The organism is Mucilaginibacter angelicae, from assembly GCF_042434235.1.
Classification (GTDB): domain Bacteria; phylum Bacteroidota; class Bacteroidia; order Sphingobacteriales; family Sphingobacteriaceae; genus Mucilaginibacter; species Mucilaginibacter angelicae.
The window spans coordinates 750,597-767,890 of sequence record NZ_JBHLTS010000004.1 but is presented as its reverse complement, the minus strand read 5'-3'; the positions used below and the strand labels follow the sequence as shown (position 1 = coordinate 767,890).

Here is a 17,294-nt window from a genome sequence, read left to right as displayed (position 1 = left end):
TTTATGAAGAAAGAGATTATTGTAACCTCTGTAGCATTGGGTTTAACTGCGCTGGCTTTTCAGGCTGCCCGCTGCAAACCACTGGAAACTGTTCCCTACGTCGACTTGAAAAAATATGTTGGTTCATGGTTTGAAATTGCCGCATTACCACAATGTTTTGAATCGGGATGCACCTTTACCTCTGCGGCTTACGGCTTAGCGCCCGATGGCGGTATGATTGTTAAAAACCGTTGTATAAAAGATAATAAGATAAAAATAGTTGAAGGCCGTGCCTTTGTTGCTGATAAAACCAGTAATGCAAAGCTTGATGTGCAGTTTCAATGGCCCTTTAAAGGTAAATACTGGATCATAGCCCTGGCCAATGATTACAGCTATGCAATGGTTGGGCACCCTAACCGTAACTATTTGTGGATCCTGAGCCGCCGCTCAACTCTGGATGAGCAAATCTATAATCAGTTAGTTGTACAGGCTTCTGAACAAGGCTTTGATGTGAGGAAGTTGGTGAAAACGGTGCAGGTGTAGAAAATAATATGTCATTGCGAGTAACCATAAGGAAAACTTTGGAAAAAACGTAATGACATATAAAATATATTTCAGCGATGGTGTGCGTGGGCCGCGTTAGTGATAGTAGCGGATACCGGCCTTGTGGCTAATGCCTGTGCAGTATGAGCGGATAGCACGGGCCGCAGGCAACGCCCATATTCATAAATCGATCAAGGAAAATATATTTAATAATCACTAACTTACAATCACGTCATTATAAGCGATAGCGTGGCAATCGCATACTATACAGAGCGAACCTGCATAGTTCGCGATTGCTTCGTTCCCGAAAAAGGTTCGGGACAGGCTGTTCCTCCTCGCAATGACGCTTTAAAAAGACCCTACTTCGCCACCTTTATCTTAATAACCAGTTTCTTCACCTTATCATACCCATCAACCTTGATGTTTGGCCTGTGGCCGTCGCTTGGGAAAAACAGGAAAAACTCGTCGGGAGTAGCGACATAGTATTTACCGTTGCCGCTGTAATTGGCGCCGTCTTTAGCCGGATCATAAGGTTTGGTAACAGTAAGGCTGTCAAGCGGTGCAACACCAATTTTTTCCTTGCCCTTGATCACATACTGCAGGTCGATATAATTTTGGTGCGATTCCCATGCCGATTGTTCAAACTCTTTTGAGGGGCCTTCGGTAACCGAGGCATAAACATTATCGCCATCTATAGGGTATTTTCCGGGGGCTATCAGGTCGAGGTTTCGCTCACGCAAAAACTCAAAGGCCTTGTCCCATATAGGTTTATTGGCGGCGTATTGTTTTGCAAATTCGAGGTTATTGGTTGATGAGTTTAATTTAAGCTTTAAACCATTTGCCCATATCCGGCTTTTAACCCAGGTTTTTGCACTTTTAACTGTAAGCTCCTGCTGCTGTGCATTAGCAATGCCTGCAACAAGCAAAAAGACAGATAGTAACGCGATGTTTTTGTAGGCTGATAAATGTTTCATAGTTTAGTAATTTACCGGTTGTTAAATTGGTTTTGCCGCGGTGAGGCATCTCATTAAACATCAATTATACAAGCTTAATTAATTTAAATGATATACGGTTAGCTAAATATTTACTTAAACGTTATAGTTTAGTTTAACAGGGCTATTTACCTGTTTAAAAGTTCATGGATAACTATAACGTTGGAGTGAAAATAAGGCCTGAATACCTTTTTTAATACTTTTTAAGGTTGTAGAATTGTAGTTATTAACCAATATCTTCTAAAACAACATTTGCTTTGAAAACAATACACAGCGTTCATCCATCGGATTTTAAAAGCTACGATACCACCACCATACGCGAACGATTTTTGATAGATAAACAGGTACAGCCCGACCAGATCAATTGCACTTATACCCACTACGACAGGATGATTGTAGGTATGGCCAACCCGGTAAGCAAAACACTTGAGCTGCCAAACTATCCAAACCTGCGTGCCGAATATTTTTTAGAACGCCGCGAGATCGGGATCATTAGCGTGGCTGGCCCAGGCATAGTAAAAGCCGACGGACAGGCCTTTGAACTGAATAAATTGGACTGCTTATACATTGGTAAAGGAACTAAAAGCGTGACATTTGAAAGTACCGACGCTTCAGCACCGGCAGTGTTTTACCTGCTATCATCCCCGGCACATGCAACATATCCAACGGCTTTGCTTACCCATGCCGATGCAGTTAAAGTTGAACTTGGTTCGATAGCTACAGCAAACAAACGTACCATTAATAAATATATTCACCTGGAAGGCGTAAGAAGCTGCCAACTGGTGATGGGCTTAACCATACTGCACGAAGGCAGCGTTTGGAACACCATGCCAGCCCACGTGCACGACAGGCGCATGGAGGCCTATTTTTATTTCGATGTACCTCAAGGGCAAAAGATTTTCCATTATATGGGCGAGGGCCAGGAGACCAGGCATATCACCATGGATAATTATGATGCTGTGGTATCGCCGCCATGGAGTATCCATTCGGGTAGTGGTACGTCAAACTACAGCTTCATTTGGGGTATGGCCGGCGAAAACCTCGACTATACCGATATGGACGCAATAGCCATAGCTGATCTTAAATAATCATACATCAACAGAAAACATAAATAAGTGGATAATCAATTTTCATTAGCAGGTAAAGTAATTGTAGTAACCGGCGGAACGGGCATATTAGGCAAGGCCTTTATTGATGGTATAGTTGAAGCAGGCGGCGCGGTAGGCATCCTTGGCCGCAACGCCCAGGTAGCCGAAGAACGCGCAAACGCGATAAATGAAGCCGGCGGTAAAGCCATAGCGCTGGTTGCCGACGTAATGAACGAGGCCGAACTGACAGCGGCTAAAGATAAATTACTGGCAGCTTTCGGCAGGATAGATGGCCTGGTGAACGGTGCCGGTGGTAATATGCCCGAAGGTGTTTTACAGCCAGACGAGGATATTTTTAAAATGAACATCGACGGGATGAAAAAAGTGATGGACCTGAACCTTTGGGGCACACTGATCCCTACGCAGGTTTTCGGCGAGGCCATTGCCAAAACAGGTAAAGGCAGCATTGTTAATATTTCGTCTATGAACAGCAAACGGGCTATAACCAAAGTGTTAGGTTATAACATGGGTAAAGCCGCGGTTGATTGCTATAACCAATGGTTTGCGGTAGAGCTGGCTAACCGTTACGGCGACAGCATCCGGATGAATGCATTGGCACCGGGATTTTTCCTTACTGAACAAAACCGTAACCTGCTCACCAAACCCGAAGGTGGTTATACCCAACGGGGCGAGCTGGTAATTAAACAAACACCATTTAAACGTTTTGGCCAGGCCGATGAGCTTAAAGGCGCGTTGGTATGGCTGTTAAGCGATGCCTCTGCATTTGTAACCGGTTCGATGATTTGCGTTGATGGCGGGTTCTCGATTTTTGGAGGAGTATAGGGAAATAGAATATTGTTAGTCATGTCATTGCGAGGAGGAACGACGAAGCAATCGCACGGATGCATAGCCGCTCTGTATAGTATGCGATTGCCACGCTATCGCTCGCAATGACATGATTTTATTATTGTCCCATCAGGGTCTCTCGCAGAGGACCCTGATGTATACGCCACACTTATTCGCTGTTCTGAATAACCTCGTAGATGTTTAGAACAGCGGTGAACCTCAGGGTCTCTCGCAGAGAGACCCTGAGGGAACGTGAGATAACCTGACTGGGAACTAAAATTAGCTGCAAAACTGAACCCAAACACAAGTGTTCAGTTTTTCAAAAAACAGGGTGTACAATTTTTGACCTTGTGAAATATTAACTTGTTGATTATCAGTGATTATGTGTTCATTTTTGCGAAAGAGGTGATTTTTACTAAAGTTAACTTGTTGATTATCAGTGTTGTTTTTTTTGAAGATAAGTGCAAGTGTTTACACCTAAAAAAATTGAACACCTGGAAAATGGATAAGAAAAGTTAAATCTGTGGTGATAACACCTACCACAGGCTAACCAAATAATAAACCTACTATGAAATTCAAATCATCACTTATCGCCCTGTTCACCCTTGCTGGCTGTACCGCAAGCGCCCAAACCGTAACGCTCGATTATTACTTTAATCACGAAGTACATAAAGGAGCAAACGGGCAACCTGAACGGTTTCATTACCTTTGGGATGAAACGGATAACAACGGTTTCAAGATCTTTGGTGCGGCTTTTACAAGTCGTGGTGCAAAGCTGGACACACTCGGTGTAGCGCCAACTTTAGATAATCTGAAAGGATCATCTGTTTACATCATTGTTGACCCGGATACCAAAAAGGAAAGCCCGAACCCTAATTATATCCAGGAAGATGATATTGAACAAATTGCCGCCTGGGTAAAAAAAGGCGGCGTGCTGCTCATGATGGCAAACGACAGTGTTAACGTGGAACTGCCGCATTTCAATAACCTTGCTGCTAAATTCGGGATGCATTTCAATAACGATTTGCAAAACCACGTAATTGATGATGCTCATTTTGAAGATGGCGCCATCTACGTAAAAAATAACCCTGTATTAAAAACCGCTGCAAAGGTTTTTATGAAGGACGCCTGTTCAATAGGCTTAACCGGGGTTGCCGTACCGGTGCTTAAAAACAAAGAAGGTGCAACCATTATTGCATCTGCCAAATACGGCAAAGGAACAGTAATTGCCGTTGGCGATCCCTGGCTTTACAATGAATATGTAAACGGCAGGCTGCCTTCAGGGTATGAGAACGATAAGGCTGCGAATGATATAGCCCAATGGCTTTTAAAACAGGCGAAGAAGTAACGTAAGCTTATTAATATAACTGGCGCAAGTCTTGCGTTTGGGACGATGAGCGCGGCTGACTTGTGCTTCCCGTCAGTTTTTTGTAAGGCACAAGTGAGCGTCCCTCCAGCCAACCTCACAACACTTGCGCCATTGGGGCTTCCCGCCAGTTTTTTGTAAGGCACAAGTGAGCGTCCCTCCAGCCAACCACACAACACTTGCGCCATTGGGGGGCTTTTAAAACAGGCGAAGAAGTAAGGTAGAACTTAATAATAACCGTCATTGCGAGGTACGAAGCAATCGCGAACTATACAGGGCGGACCTGCAAATCGGGGATTGCTTCGTACCTCGCAATGACGATGGGAATCTGTGATACCGAAAGATTTATCCAAAATCTAATTTACAAAGCCTTCTCCTTCGGTACAAAATCATTCATCACCGCTTCGCGGATCAATGCCGGTGGCAGGATGCCTTGCGACAGGATGAAATCATGGAAATGCTGTGCATTGAACTTACTGCCTAAGGCAGCTTCGGTATCCTTGCGCAGGGCAATCATTTTGGTAAAGCCATAAAAGTAACTGTTAGCCTGGCCTGGGGCGTTAATGGTATAACGTTCAACTTCCTGGCGTGCAAAGGCGCGCGATTGTACTACATCGTTCATCAATACATCAAGCGCCTGTTGCTGGGTTAGTTTGCCGGCTTGCAATTCAGGATCAAGGAAAGCACGGGCTGCCCTGAGCAGGCGATAATCTAACGATACCAGTTGACCTTCCAATGGCATATAAGGGCGGGTAATGTATTCGGAGTATAACCCCCATCCTTCTACATTGGTTGAGTTAAAAGCATAAAGCGCGCGGGCTTGTGATACGCCTTCTTCCACCATTTTATCAAATTGCAATTCATGACCAGGCCTTGCTTCGTGGGCTATGATAGTCCATGAGGCGGCATCAAAAGTAAAGTCGTCATATTTATCGGTAGCTTTTTCGCCTGGAGATGCAGGCATGTTTAACGGCAGCACAAATACACCGCGCTGGCCGGTATTGTTCAGGAATGGCGGCGGTACCATGTGTGGGGCAGGGCTCTGAGCTGTTTCGGCAGCTGAAGCTAAGCGGATAATAGCCGGGCGGTTTGGCAGCGTCACCAGTTGATGATCGCGGATAATGCCTTCAATATCTTTTAAATGCTGCTGGTACAACGGAATGATAGAATCGCCATGGATCTGCTCCTTTTTAAGCTCACGGATCACTGCGCGGTAGTCGCTCGATGGCAGGTTGCGTTTTTTGGCTATTTGTTCGGCAATCGGCTTCATTTCATCCTGAAGTTCCTTGAACAGAGCATGCGCCATTTCGGCTACCTTAGCAGGCGGGATATCAATGCCGTAGGCTTCCAAATTCATGGCATACTCTTCGGGCGGCAACCTGAAATCTGTACGGGCTTTTATCAGTACGTTTGCTTTTACCCATTTGTCATAATCTTCCAGCTGTTTTTTTAGGGTAGCATAAGGTTGTTCCCAGCCGGTCACCTTGTATTTGGTGCAAAGCTCGGCAATACCGCTTACGATGCTTGCATTACGTGACAGATCGGTTTCCATGCGTTGCTTTGATGGATAGATCATGTTTTTGCCTTCCATCTGGTGCTGCACCCGCTCCTTATAAATAGTTGTTAAAGGTTTATAGCCTTTTTCCAGCCCTGCATACTTACGGATGCGCATTACTGCTGCCTGGCGGCGGGCTTCGGGGGTTTGGTCATCAAGCAGTGTTTCCAGTCCGCTGTAAATGGTTGATGAAGCATTTAAAAACGGTACCTGGCGGCTCAGCTCAAAGTCCTGCTGACGGAAACCCAGTTTAAGGTGGGTTATGATGATATTAATATCCTGCTGAATAAAGGTGTTTTTTTCAGCCATAAGTGCTTCGGTAAGTTTGGCAACAACGGCTTCTTCATCCTTACGTTCGGCCAGTATCGTTTGCAAGGTAGGTACTGCAATGTCGCTGTCATATTCGGCCAGCCCCTGTGATGATCCGTACTCTGGCGAGTATTTTTTATCCAGATCAATGATGATTTTAGTGTACTCGTTCGATTTGGCTACCCAGGCTTTTGTTTCTGCAGACTGCTGGGCTGCGGCGTTGAAGCCTATGCCCGTTAACAGCATTAACATGCCAGTGCCTTTTAGTAGGTTTTTATTCATGGTCAATTTAAATTATGAATGGCAAGTTAATTATTTTGCCCGTTGATTTTTTTGATTGCGCTGATTTCGCTGATAATAGCACATTTTTGGTTTTGGCGGATGATTTTGATTGAACACTATTTCGGGATAGCTATAGATCTAAAATAAAACAGCCTGTCTTTTCGTTACAAAAAGACAGGCTGAACAGATCAACGCAATCAGCGTAATCAATCAAAAAAGTCAACGGTTAAAAACGGTATCCTAAGGTAAGGAATGCGTTGTTATTAGTTTTCTTCAGATCGGCAAAAGGACTGGTTGCTCCTACATCATAAGGGAAGATGGTTTGGTTACCGGTTACCCTTGCATAAGTGGCATCAATAAAGTATGGACCGAAGTGTACACCTATACCGCCACTAACTGTTTTAATATCGCTGCCAAGGTCTTTCATTGGGTTGCCTTGCTGGCTGTAACCTCCGCGAAGATAAACCAGGCTGTTCACATTTATTTCGGCACCTACGTGCAGGTTCACGGTTGAACGGTAAAGTGATTTAATATCACTGTTATCGCCATCGGCAGTGTAGCTGTCATTACTGCTTAGGTGTGTAGTGGTATAATCAATATATTCAACATCGCCGCTGATGAAACCGTATTTACCTATAAATACTGCTGCACCACCTGCCAGTTTTAGCGGTGTACGCAGGTTATAGCTTAGCTGATATGGGTCTGATTCATTGTGATGGCTGCTGCCGCCTGTATATTGTGTGGCAAGGCCTTCGGTGTATGAATCATCAATATTATAAAACGTTGGCGAGGTGAACACAAAGCCCAAACGCAAGGCTTGTATGGGTTTATAAATAATCCCCAATTTGGCGTTAAAGCCCGAACCTTTGGTGTTTTGGTCCTGTGCAAAAGTTGATGAAAAATCGGTAGGGTTAGCGTCATTGTTTATAACTGCGTTGCCATTTTCAGTAAACCTGGCATGCGAGTTATACCTGATATCAGTAATAGCCAAACCCAACCCAACATAAAGTTTATTGCTATAGTTAGCGCCGAATGAAAGGTTAAATTCCGACTGACCGCCGGTACGGGTAATACCCGCCAGTTGCCTTACCGGAACGTTCACCGTGCTCGAATAGGAGTTTGGATCAGAAGCAGGGCCAAAGTTATCGATCAATACATGGTCATATGCCCAGCCGTCAAGTCCGTTGGGGTTAACGCTGCCGTATTGGGATACTTCGCGTTTGGCTATACCTGCATAGTAATCAGAAATGGAACTTGTTTGGTTTGTGCCTCCGTAGGCAACGTTTTCGTAAAAGTTATTGGTACGGCTATAGCCGGCACCGTAATTGAAACTTAACCAGCCTTTGCTTTTGTCACGCCTGCCGCTGGTAAGCTGCTGATAAAACACGATGGCGGCGTTGCTCATGTTTACATCGTTACGGTTTGCACTGCCTGCCTGCCCAAAAAAGCTGGAGCTTATTTTTGAGTTATCATACTCGGGAGTAATACTAACCTCCGAGTGGGTGAAAAATCCCAAACCTGCAGGGTTACCGCTTACCGAGCTTAGGTCGCCGCCTACGGCTGTGCCTGCATTGCCAATAGCTTTGATACGTGATGTTGAGCCGGTTTGGAAGGTTGAAAACCTGATGGCATCCTGTGAGTATTGCGCAAAACTATCTTTAGTAATTGCTACTATAGCAATTACGCTTAGTAAATACTTGATTTTCATAAAATTCAGGTAAATAAAATATAAGGTTTAGGTTTAAGGTCTTGATGGTCTGCCGCCACCGCCTCCGCTGCTGCTGCCGGTGCTGCGTGAGCCGCCACCCGAGCTTGATGGTGATGATGATGGTTGAGATGATGTACGTTCAATTTGAGGTTGCTGATAAACCGGCTGCGGATTACGTGATGGCGCTGCATCTGTACGGGCGGGACGGGCGTAACTGTTACCATTGTTGCCATTATTACCGCCGTTACTATATGTTGTTGTTCTGCTGCTGCTAATCGGTCTGTTACGGCCTCCCGGAATGTAGCCTATGCCCGAAACGGCACTGCTAACAGGACGGCCGCTGCCTGCAAAAGGATTGCCGTTGCCGCGGTAAGGTCTTGGTGTGCCTGAGGTGCTTCCTGCATAGTAGCTACCACCATGATAATAAGCCCCACCACCATAACCGTAGCCACCGCCATAATAACCTCCGCCATAACCGTAGCCACCGCCATAGTAGCCGCCGTATCCATAGCCTAATCCCCAGCCAAGACCTCCATAATAACCGCCATAGCCTAATCCCCAGCCGCTACCATAGTAGCCTAAGCCACCATAGCTCAATCCGTAGTTATAATAAGAGTAGTTATTATAAGCCGAATAAAAGTCATCATAATAACCAAAAGGAGAGAAGTAACTGAAACGGTTTATGCGCGAAGCGTAATCATCATAATAAAAGTAATCATCATCGTCATCGCTATAGCCGTCCTGGGCAACCGGAGTTTGGTTGTAGGCTGGCTGCTGTGCATAAACAGGCTCATCTGCTGCTCGTGCATCAGAAAAATAAACATCGTCATTACTTTGGTTTGATGCAAGCTTGGTTGTGGAGCAGGAACTCAGTGCTATGGCACCGATGATAAACATTCCTATCGCAATGTTCCGTTTCATATGCAGGTATGTAAAAAGTTCAAGGTCAAATAAGTTTTAAATTTATAAATTTGGCAGCAATATACAACAATTACACAAGTCCAAATTCTATCCAATCAATATGAGCAAAGGTGTTATTAGTAAAGACGAAGATTATTCGCAATGGTTTAACGACTTAGTAATTAAATCTGACATGGCCGAATATTCGCCGGTTAGAGGCTGTATGATCATTAAACCATACGGTTATTCGATATGGGAAAAGATCCAGGCGGTGCTTGACGGGATGTTTAAAGATACAGGGCACAGCAATGCTTATTTCCCGCTTTTAATACCCAAGTCTTTTTTTAGTAAAGAAGCCAGCCATGTTGACGGTTTTGCAAAAGAATGCGCTGTTGTAACCCACTATCGTCTTAAAAATGATGGTGAAGGAAATATTATTGTGGATGAGGAAGCTAAGCTTGAAGAAGAGTTGATCATCCGTCCAACATCCGAAACCATTATCTGGAACACCTACAAAGGCTGGATCCAGTCATACCGCGACCTGCCAATCCTGGTTAACCAATGGGCAAACGTTATGCGCTGGGAAATGCGGACCCGTTTGTTTTTGCGTACCAGCGAGTTTTTATGGCAGGAAGGCCATACTGCCCACGCAACAGCTGATGAGGCTATAGCCGAAACCGAGCAAATGCTGAACGTATATGCCGATTTTGCCGAAAACTGGATGGCTTTGCCGGTAGTAAAAGGCCGTAAAACTGCCAATGAGCGTTTTGCCGGTGCTTTGGATACTTATTGTATTGAGGCATTGATGCAGGATGGTAAAGCCCTGCAGGCAGGTACATCACACTTTTTAGGACAAAACTTTGCCAAAGCTTTCGATGTAAAGTTCACCAATAAAGAAAATAAAATTGAACACGTTTGGGCCACTTCTTGGGGTGTATCAACCCGTTTAATAGGTGCCCTGATCATGGCGCATAGCGATGATGCAGGCTTGGTATTACCTCCAAAACTGGCGCCAATACAGGTTGTAGTGGTGCCGATATATAAACACCAGGAAGAGCTTGATAACATCAGCGCATACGTCGATTCGTTGAAAAAAGAACTTAAGGCTAAAGGTATTTCAGTTAAGTTTGATAATCGCGACACCCACCGTCCCGGATCTAAATTTGCGGAATACGAACTGAAAGGTGTGCCATTGCGTGTAGCTATAGGCAGCCGCGATATGCAGAACGGTACCGTTGAGCTGGCTCGTCGTGATACTAAAACCAAGGAAACTACTGCACAAGAAGGGCTTGCCGGTAAAATAGAAAGCCTGCTTGAAGAGATCCAGAACAACATCTACAAAAAAGCGTTCGATTTCCGTGCAGAAAATACTACCGAGGTTGATACCTGGGATGAATTTAAACGCATGCTTGACGAGGAGCCTGGCTTTATCAGCGCCCATTGGGACGGTACATCCGAAACCGAACAAAAAATAAAAGAGGAAACTAAGGCGACAATCCGTTGCATACCTTTGGATAATAAACAGGAAGAAGGGAAGTGTATTTTGACAGGGAAGCCGTCAACGCAAAGGGTGTTGTTTGCAAGGGCGTATTAGTCGCCCCCCGGCCCCCTAAAGGGGGAGGGTGTCTGTAGCGAGTTAACTTTAATATCCTTCCCTAAGGATATATTAATGTAAACAGGCTTCATTGTAGGGGATGAAGCGTATTCCAAATTCCCCCTTTAGGGGGTAAGGGGGCATGAAATTCGCAACTAAAGCAATACACGCAGGGCAGGAGCCCGATCCAACTACGGGCGCTATCATGACGCCGATATATCAAACGTCAACCTACTGGCAAAAATCGCCGGGAGATAATAAGGGTTATGAGTACTCGCGTGGTACCAATCCAACCCGTAAGGCATTAGAGGACTGCCTGGCTGCATTGGAAAATGCAAAATTCGGCCTTGCTTTTTCAAGCGGAATGGGTGCTACCGATGCGGTAATGAAACTGCTTGCGCCCGGTGATGAGGTGATAACCGGGAATGACCTTTACGGTGGCTCGTACCGGATTTTTACCAAGATATTTGCAAACTATGGCATCAAATTTCATTTTTTGGATCTGTCTGATCCGGAGCTTGTTCGTGCCCATGTTAACGATAAAACCAAATTGGTTTGGATAGAAACGCCTACTAACCCAACCATGCGGATTGTGGATGTGGAAGCCATAGGTAAAATCACCAAAGAGAAGAATTTACTTTTTGTGGTGGATAATACTTTTGCATCTCCGTACCTGCAAAACCCGATGGATCTGGGTGCCGATATCGTTATGCATTCTGTGACCAAATACATAGGCGGGCACAGCGATGTGGTAATGGGTGCCCTGATGCTGAATGACGAAGATCTGTACAAAAAGCTTTGGTTTATTTATAATGCCTGCGGTGCTACACCGGGGCCTATGGATAGTTTTTTAGTATTGCGTGGCATTAAAACCCTTCACCTGCGTATGAAAGCGCATTGCGAGAATGGTCGTCAGATTGCTGAGTTCTTAAAAGATCACCCTAAAGTTGAAAAGATCTACTGGCCTGGCTTTACCGATCATCCTAATCATGATATTGCCAAAAAACAGATGCGTGATTTTGGGGGTATGATCAGCATTGTATTGAAGGGTGCCGATCTGCAGGAGACTTTCCGCATAGCATCCTCATTTAAAGTATTTTCGCTGGCCGAATCATTGGGCGGTGTAGAATCACTGATTAACCACCCGGTAAGCATGACCCACGGATCTATACCTAAGGCAGAACGTGAAAAGGCTGGTGTAGTTGATAACCTGCTGCGCCTTAGCGTGGGGGTAGAGGATATCGAAGATTTGCTGGAGGATATTAAGCAGGCTTTAAGTTAAGTTTTATATTAAAAAATACGCGTCATTGCGAGGCACGAAGCAATCCCCGATAAGCAGAGCCACTCTGTATAGTTTGGGATTGCTTCGTGCCTCGCAATGACGTTTTTGTAAATATCCATGACAGAAAATCTCAAAGCTTTCCTCGACGGCAAAGTTGCTCAATATAACCGTCCCGAATTTATTGAGAATGACCCGGTAATCATCCCGCATATGTTTAACCAAAAGCAGGATATTGAGATCATGGGCTTTTGGGCTGCTACCTTAGCCTGGGGCCAGCGGGTTACCATCATCAAAAAATGTAAGGAACTTATCACCCTGATGGATGGCGCTCCTTATGATTTCATCATCAATCACGAAGAGCCCGACCTTAAAAAGCTGCTCCAGTTTAAACACCGTACTTTCAACGACGTGGATACGCTTTACTTCATCGCCTTTTTCAGGCAGCATTACGAAAGGTTTGAATCGTTGGAGGATGCATTTGTGCCCCCCGGCCCCCTAAAGGGAGAGGGAAAAGAGCAGGCGGTTGAGCGTTCGCTCAATTACTTTCGCTCATATTTCTTTTCACTTCCTGACTTCCCGCATCGTACAAAAAAACATGTTTCATCCCCCGCGCAAAAATCAACCTGCAAGCGCCTGAACATGTTTTTACGCTGGATGGTACGTAAGGATGATAACGGCGTTGATTTTGGCATCTGGAACCGCATTAAACCTGCGGATCTGATCTGTCCGCTTGATCTGCATGTTGACAGAGTATCGCGTAAGCTTAATCTCATCACCCGCAAACAAACCGACTGGCAAACCGCAGTGGAACTCACCGAAAGACTCCGTGAATTTGACCCGAATGATCCTGTTAAATATGATTTTGCTTTGTTTGGGTTGGGGATTGAGGAACGGTGGGGCGTGCAGTTTTAAGCCTACTTTGCCTTCGCTATTAACTCGTCAAGTGCTTGCTTAACTGTCGGGAAATGCGTGCAAATTCTTGGGTCCATAATATTACCGCCAAAGCCGTTCTCTTCGGTTGAAGCCGTTTGTTCCAATTGCTGAAACTGTGGTTTAAGGTCTTTAGCTTCATAGCTTTGCAATGTCCATATGCTGATTACTTTTACAAAGTCATTGATTTTCTTATTTCTGAGTATATTTAAAAGCAATGTTCTGCTTTGTGGTGTGTTAGAAGCTGCCAAAGCTCTTGCAGCCGATACCTGGCTGTGAAAGTTTACTTCTTCATTTAAAAATGGAATGATCTTATCGTAAAATCCCGTTAAGTTGAGGTGATAAATGCATTCAAGTGCAACGTGCTGGTTGAAAAAAATTGGCAATTCTTCTTTGTCAAATCCGGCAGGTTTTAAGGCAAGGTATTTATTAATGAAATCATTGATAAAACTTTTGTCATATGGCAACCCATGATAGTTATTGAAGATAGCGGTCATCGTTTGCTGGTATATAGGCAAAGTAACCCGGGCCTGGTGATAACTATGGCGATAAGTGGCAGACACAATCCCGTTGTTTATGGCGGCGTAGCCCGCAGTAGGTGTGGCTATACAATATTCATCTTTTTCATTTTTTTTAATGAAGAAATAACAGCTATCTATGTGCTCAAAATGAAATTCAGGACCTTCTCCTGTTGAATAGCTGCAAAGGCTTAAGGCATAAAATTTGGAGATCAGGATTGTTCCTGTTAGTTCTTTGCCGCCTAATTGTTTAAGAATACTTATTGTAACGCCTTTATCCTTGTCAGAAGAAACAACTTTGGCTAACACAAAACTTTCAGCCTCTTTAACTACTTTATCGTGCCAGGGTTCATCCCAGGTTGTTGCTTTTACGGTCGAAATAAACAGGATAAATAATGTGGTGAGCAGGTATCTTAATTTGTACATGATGATAAGGTTTACACGAATAACGACACTAATATAAAAGTATTATTCCATGTCGACTATCGAAATCATTACCAACAATGCTCAATTCATTTATTTCTACGCTTCCTCCTTAAAATAAACCTTATAATAATTCATTGCCCGGCCATCGTCAAAGCCTTTCTCAATCAGTTCTTTATCGCCGTGAATATAGATGTGAAAATTTTTATCAAGCTTTAAAACGCTCTTATAAACACGGGCCTGCTTTTTTACAGCATTTTCTGAGATCACAAAATTATCGGCAATAGGGCTGTCAAATTCCTGCTCGTATTGGTTTTTGAAGCTTTTGAACGATTCAATGGCTTGTTCATTGCCAATTACTTCGTTCGAGAACTCTTCCATATCAAAAGTTTCCTTCTCCTTAAAATATTTCATGGAACGGTTCAGCAGGTCTATCTTATCAGCCTTGCTCATTTCAAATTCTTCGTCGATTTTTTCGGTGATAAAGTTTTTGTAGATGCCCAGCGTATTATTGGTTTGGTTAAAGCTATCATTACGGATCTTTAGTTGCAGAAACTGATCTTTCCAATACATGGCAGCTTCCTGGCCATTGTTGGTTTTATCAACCACTACTACCTTATAACCGTTTTCTTTTTCGATGTTGAAGATCAGTACGCCTTTATCCAACTTGTTGATGTTGATGGCATCCTGCTCATAATCAACCTGGAACCCACCTTTGTCGGGATAAACCTTAAGATAGGTCTCCTTGTTCTCCGATTTGAAGATACCGATGGCATCCAGCGGGTTACCTTCAATTTGTACTTTGTTAAAGTACACTACATAAAGCTCGCCGCCTTTGATATTGGGGTGGAGGGTAACTTTATACAGATGCCTTGCTATTTGTTCGGATGCTTCATGAAATTTAGTATTATCATCAAATACCTGTGTGGCAAAATGATGCAGTTCGTTCAGTCCCAGATCACCGCTGCTGTGCGTGAGGTGGTATACTTCGTTGGCCTTTTCAAAAGGTTTCAGAAAATACTGCATAAGCAGGTTGGGGATGATCTCATCCTTCAGTTCAAGTGGTTGTTCTGAAAGGGCATACATCTCTTCCTGCGATTGATTGCCAACATGATGTACCGAAATGGTTTCGAGCGAAGCTTCAAAAAAAGTTACCATAATTGCCTGCGAAGGTAAAGATTTTAGTTAATGGTTCATGGATCATAGTTCATGGTGCGCCTGCGTTTTTCATGTTCAAGTCATATAGAGTTGGATTAGAAGGAGCCGGTGAGAAAAATCACCACGAAATAACGACCTTTGCACTTTGGTAAATTAGGCGGGCTTCGGCTATGATCTATGAACCATTAACTATCAACTAAAAAATGACAGATAATACCGATACCATAGTAGCCCTTGCCACACCAAACGGGGTGGGCGCCATAGCCGTGATCCGCCTTTCGGGGCCTGATGCCATAACCATTGCCAACAGCGTGTTTAAGGGTAAAGACCTGAGCAAACAGGCATCGCACACTATTCATTTTGGTAGTATTGTAGATGGCAACCTGATTTTGGACGAGGTGCTGGTATCGCTGTTTATTGGTCCGCGGTCGTACACCCGAGAAAATGTGGTTGAGATCTCATGCCATGCTTCGGGTTATATTATTGAAAGCATTATCAAGCTGTTTATCAAAAAGGGGGCACGATCAGCCAAACCAGGCGAATATACCTTAAGGGCATTCCTGAACGGTCAGCTCGATCTGAGCCAGGCCGAAGCCGTTGCCGACTTGATTGCCTCTAACTCTAAAGCATCACAGCAGGTGGCGCTACAACAACTTCGGGGTGGTTTCAGTACTCAGCTGCAAATGCTACGCGAACAACTGGTAAACTTTGCCTCATTGATTGAGCTGGAACTTGATTTTGCCGAAGAAGACGTGGAATTTGCCAACCGCGATCAGTTGAAAAAGCTGATCCATGAGATTACTAAAATAGTGGGTAGATTGATCCAGTCGTTTGAATTGGGTAATGCCATAAAAAATGGTGTAAATACAGTAATAGCAGGCAGGCCGAATGCAGGTAAATCAACCCTGCTGAATGCACTGCTTAATGAAGAACGTGCCATAGTAAGTCATATCCCTGGTACTACACGGGATACAATAGAAGAAGTACTAAACATCCAGGGCATTAATTTCAGGCTGATAGATACCGCCGGGATCCGTGAAGCTACCGATGCCATTGAACAGATAGGTGTGCAGCGTACCATGGAAAAGATCAGCCAGTCGGCCTTGCTGATTTACGTATTTGATGCAGCCGAAATTACCATAGAGGAACTGAATAACGATATTGCCAGCCTGCAAAAGCCAGGTATTACCATGCTGGTAGTGGCCAACAAAGCTGATCTGCTTAACCCTGAGCAATTATCAGCTTTACCCCATACCGATAGAGCGATTATCATTTCGGCCAAAGAGAAACGCCATATTGATGAGCTTAAACACAAGATCTACTCATCGGCCGTAAAAGACCAGCTTAGCGGAGATGAAACCCTTGTAACCAATATCCGTCACCTTGAAGCCCTTCAAAAAACCGAAGAAGCGCTGGTAAGGGTACTGGGAGGCATAGATGGCAGTATTACTTCTGATTTTTTGTCGATGGATATTAAACAGGGGCTTCACTACCTCGGTGAGATCACGGGTGTGGTTACTACGGATGATTTGCTGGAGAATATTTTTAGTAAGTTTTGTATCGGCAAGTGACCCTGTCAAACAACCACAAAAAATGACAAGTTACGGCAAGTAAGCTATTCATTGTTAATAAGTTATGTGTTTTCTTCTTGTCCAAATTCTTGGATAATTGGCCTTGTTTTTCGTATTTTTGTTACTCAGATGTTACTCAAAAATGAATTTTTTTGAGATTTAAAATTTGAGGAGAAATTAAGTCGCCTATAACCGCCTATTTCCGTTTATTGCGCCTTATCAACCCTAAAATGCCCTTATTTGAGGGGGA

14 protein-coding genes are annotated in these 17,294 nt (G+C 44.1%); 8 read left to right on the top strand and 6 right to left on the bottom strand.

Annotation, left to right across the window (positions count from 1 at the left end; all coding sequences use genetic code 11):
• Positions 1-3: 3 nt before the first annotated feature.
• Entirely contained in the window at positions 4-522 is a 519-nt protein-coding gene (locus ACFFGT_RS03245; protein ID WP_377021069.1) for a lipocalin family protein, read from the top strand.
• Between the two features lie 359 nt (positions 523-881).
• Here the strand turns inward: ACFFGT_RS03245 and ACFFGT_RS03240 are convergent, their stop codons facing one another.
• Entirely contained in the window at positions 882-1,496 is a 615-nt protein-coding gene (locus ACFFGT_RS03240; RefSeq protein ID WP_377021068.1) for a NanQ anomerase/TabA/YiaL family protein, read from the bottom strand.
• A gap of 275 nt (positions 1,497-1,771) precedes the next feature.
• Here ACFFGT_RS03240 and kduI point away from each other — a divergent pair, with 275 nt between their 5' ends.
• The 3 genes from kduI (at position 1,772) to ACFFGT_RS03225 (ending at position 4,796) form a co-directional block, all read left to right on the top strand.
• Entirely contained in the window at positions 1,772-2,602 is an 831-nt protein-coding gene (gene kduI / locus ACFFGT_RS03235) for a 5-dehydro-4-deoxy-D-glucuronate isomerase (RefSeq protein WP_377021067.1), read from the top strand.
• Positions 2,603-2,629: 27 nt separating this feature from the next.
• Positions 2,630-3,445, top strand: coding sequence for an SDR family oxidoreductase (locus ACFFGT_RS03230; RefSeq protein WP_377021066.1), 816 nt, complete (start codon positions 2,630-2,632; stop codon positions 3,443-3,445).
• Positions 3,446-4,016: 571 nt separating this feature from the next.
• On the top strand, positions 4,017-4,796 hold the full coding sequence (locus ACFFGT_RS03225) for a hypothetical protein (protein WP_377021065.1): 780 nt from the start codon (positions 4,017-4,019) through the stop codon (positions 4,794-4,796).
• A 379-nt stretch (positions 4,797-5,175) separates the two neighbouring features.
• On the opposite strand, the gene ACFFGT_RS03220 is transcribed toward ACFFGT_RS03225, so the two are convergent.
• From ACFFGT_RS03220 to ACFFGT_RS03210, 3 genes are all read right to left on the bottom strand, one after another.
• Entirely contained in the window at positions 5,176-6,960 is a 1,785-nt protein-coding gene (locus tag ACFFGT_RS03220; protein ID WP_377021064.1) for a DUF885 domain-containing protein, read from the bottom strand.
• A gap of 226 nt (positions 6,961-7,186) precedes the next feature.
• A complete protein-coding gene (locus ACFFGT_RS03215) occupies positions 7,187-8,668 on the bottom strand; it encodes an OmpP1/FadL family transporter (protein ID WP_377021063.1) in 1,482 nt (493 codons plus the stop codon).
• A 33-nt stretch (positions 8,669-8,701) separates the two neighbouring features.
• Positions 8,702-9,589, bottom strand: coding sequence for a hypothetical protein (locus ACFFGT_RS03210; RefSeq protein ID WP_377021062.1), 888 nt, complete (start codon positions 9,587-9,589; stop codon positions 8,702-8,704).
• Positions 9,590-9,689: 100 nt separating this feature from the next.
• Here ACFFGT_RS03210 and proS point away from each other — a divergent pair, with 100 nt between their 5' ends.
• The 3 genes from proS (at position 9,690) to ACFFGT_RS03195 (ending at position 13,356) form a co-directional block, all read left to right on the top strand.
• Entirely contained in the window at positions 9,690-11,162 is a 1,473-nt protein-coding gene (gene proS, locus ACFFGT_RS03205) for a proline--tRNA ligase (RefSeq protein WP_377021061.1), read from the top strand.
• Between the two features lie 142 nt (positions 11,163-11,304).
• Positions 11,305-12,444, top strand: coding sequence for a cystathionine gamma-synthase (locus ACFFGT_RS03200; RefSeq protein WP_377021060.1), 1,140 nt, complete (start codon positions 11,305-11,307; stop codon positions 12,442-12,444).
• 117 nt (positions 12,445-12,561) lie between these two features.
• The gene (locus ACFFGT_RS03195; RefSeq protein ID WP_377021059.1) at positions 12,562-13,356 is read left to right on the top strand and encodes a TIGR02757 family protein; all 795 of its coding nucleotides are present in this window, start codon (positions 12,562-12,564) and stop codon (positions 13,354-13,356) included.
• A gap of 2 nt (positions 13,357-13,358) precedes the next feature.
• Here ACFFGT_RS03195 and ACFFGT_RS03190 read toward each other — a convergent pair whose 3' ends face one another.
• Together ACFFGT_RS03190 and ACFFGT_RS03185 are read right to left on the bottom strand one after the other, a co-directional pair.
• Positions 13,359-14,318, bottom strand: a complete 960-nt coding sequence (locus ACFFGT_RS03190) for a hypothetical protein (RefSeq protein WP_377021058.1) — start codon at positions 14,316-14,318, stop codon at positions 13,359-13,361.
• A 96-nt stretch (positions 14,319-14,414) separates the two neighbouring features.
• Positions 14,415-15,473 carry a nucleoid-associated protein gene (locus ACFFGT_RS03185; RefSeq protein ID WP_377021057.1) on the bottom strand — a complete coding sequence of 353 codons (1,059 nt, stop codon included), beginning with the start codon at positions 15,471-15,473 and terminating at the stop codon, positions 14,415-14,417.
• A gap of 203 nt (positions 15,474-15,676) precedes the next feature.
• Between ACFFGT_RS03185 and mnmE the strand changes: the two genes are divergently transcribed.
• Positions 15,677-17,044, top strand: a complete 1,368-nt coding sequence (gene mnmE / locus ACFFGT_RS03180; protein WP_377021056.1) for a tRNA uridine-5-carboxymethylaminomethyl(34) synthesis GTPase MnmE — start codon at positions 15,677-15,679, stop codon at positions 17,042-17,044.
• Positions 17,045-17,294 lie beyond the last annotated feature (250 nt).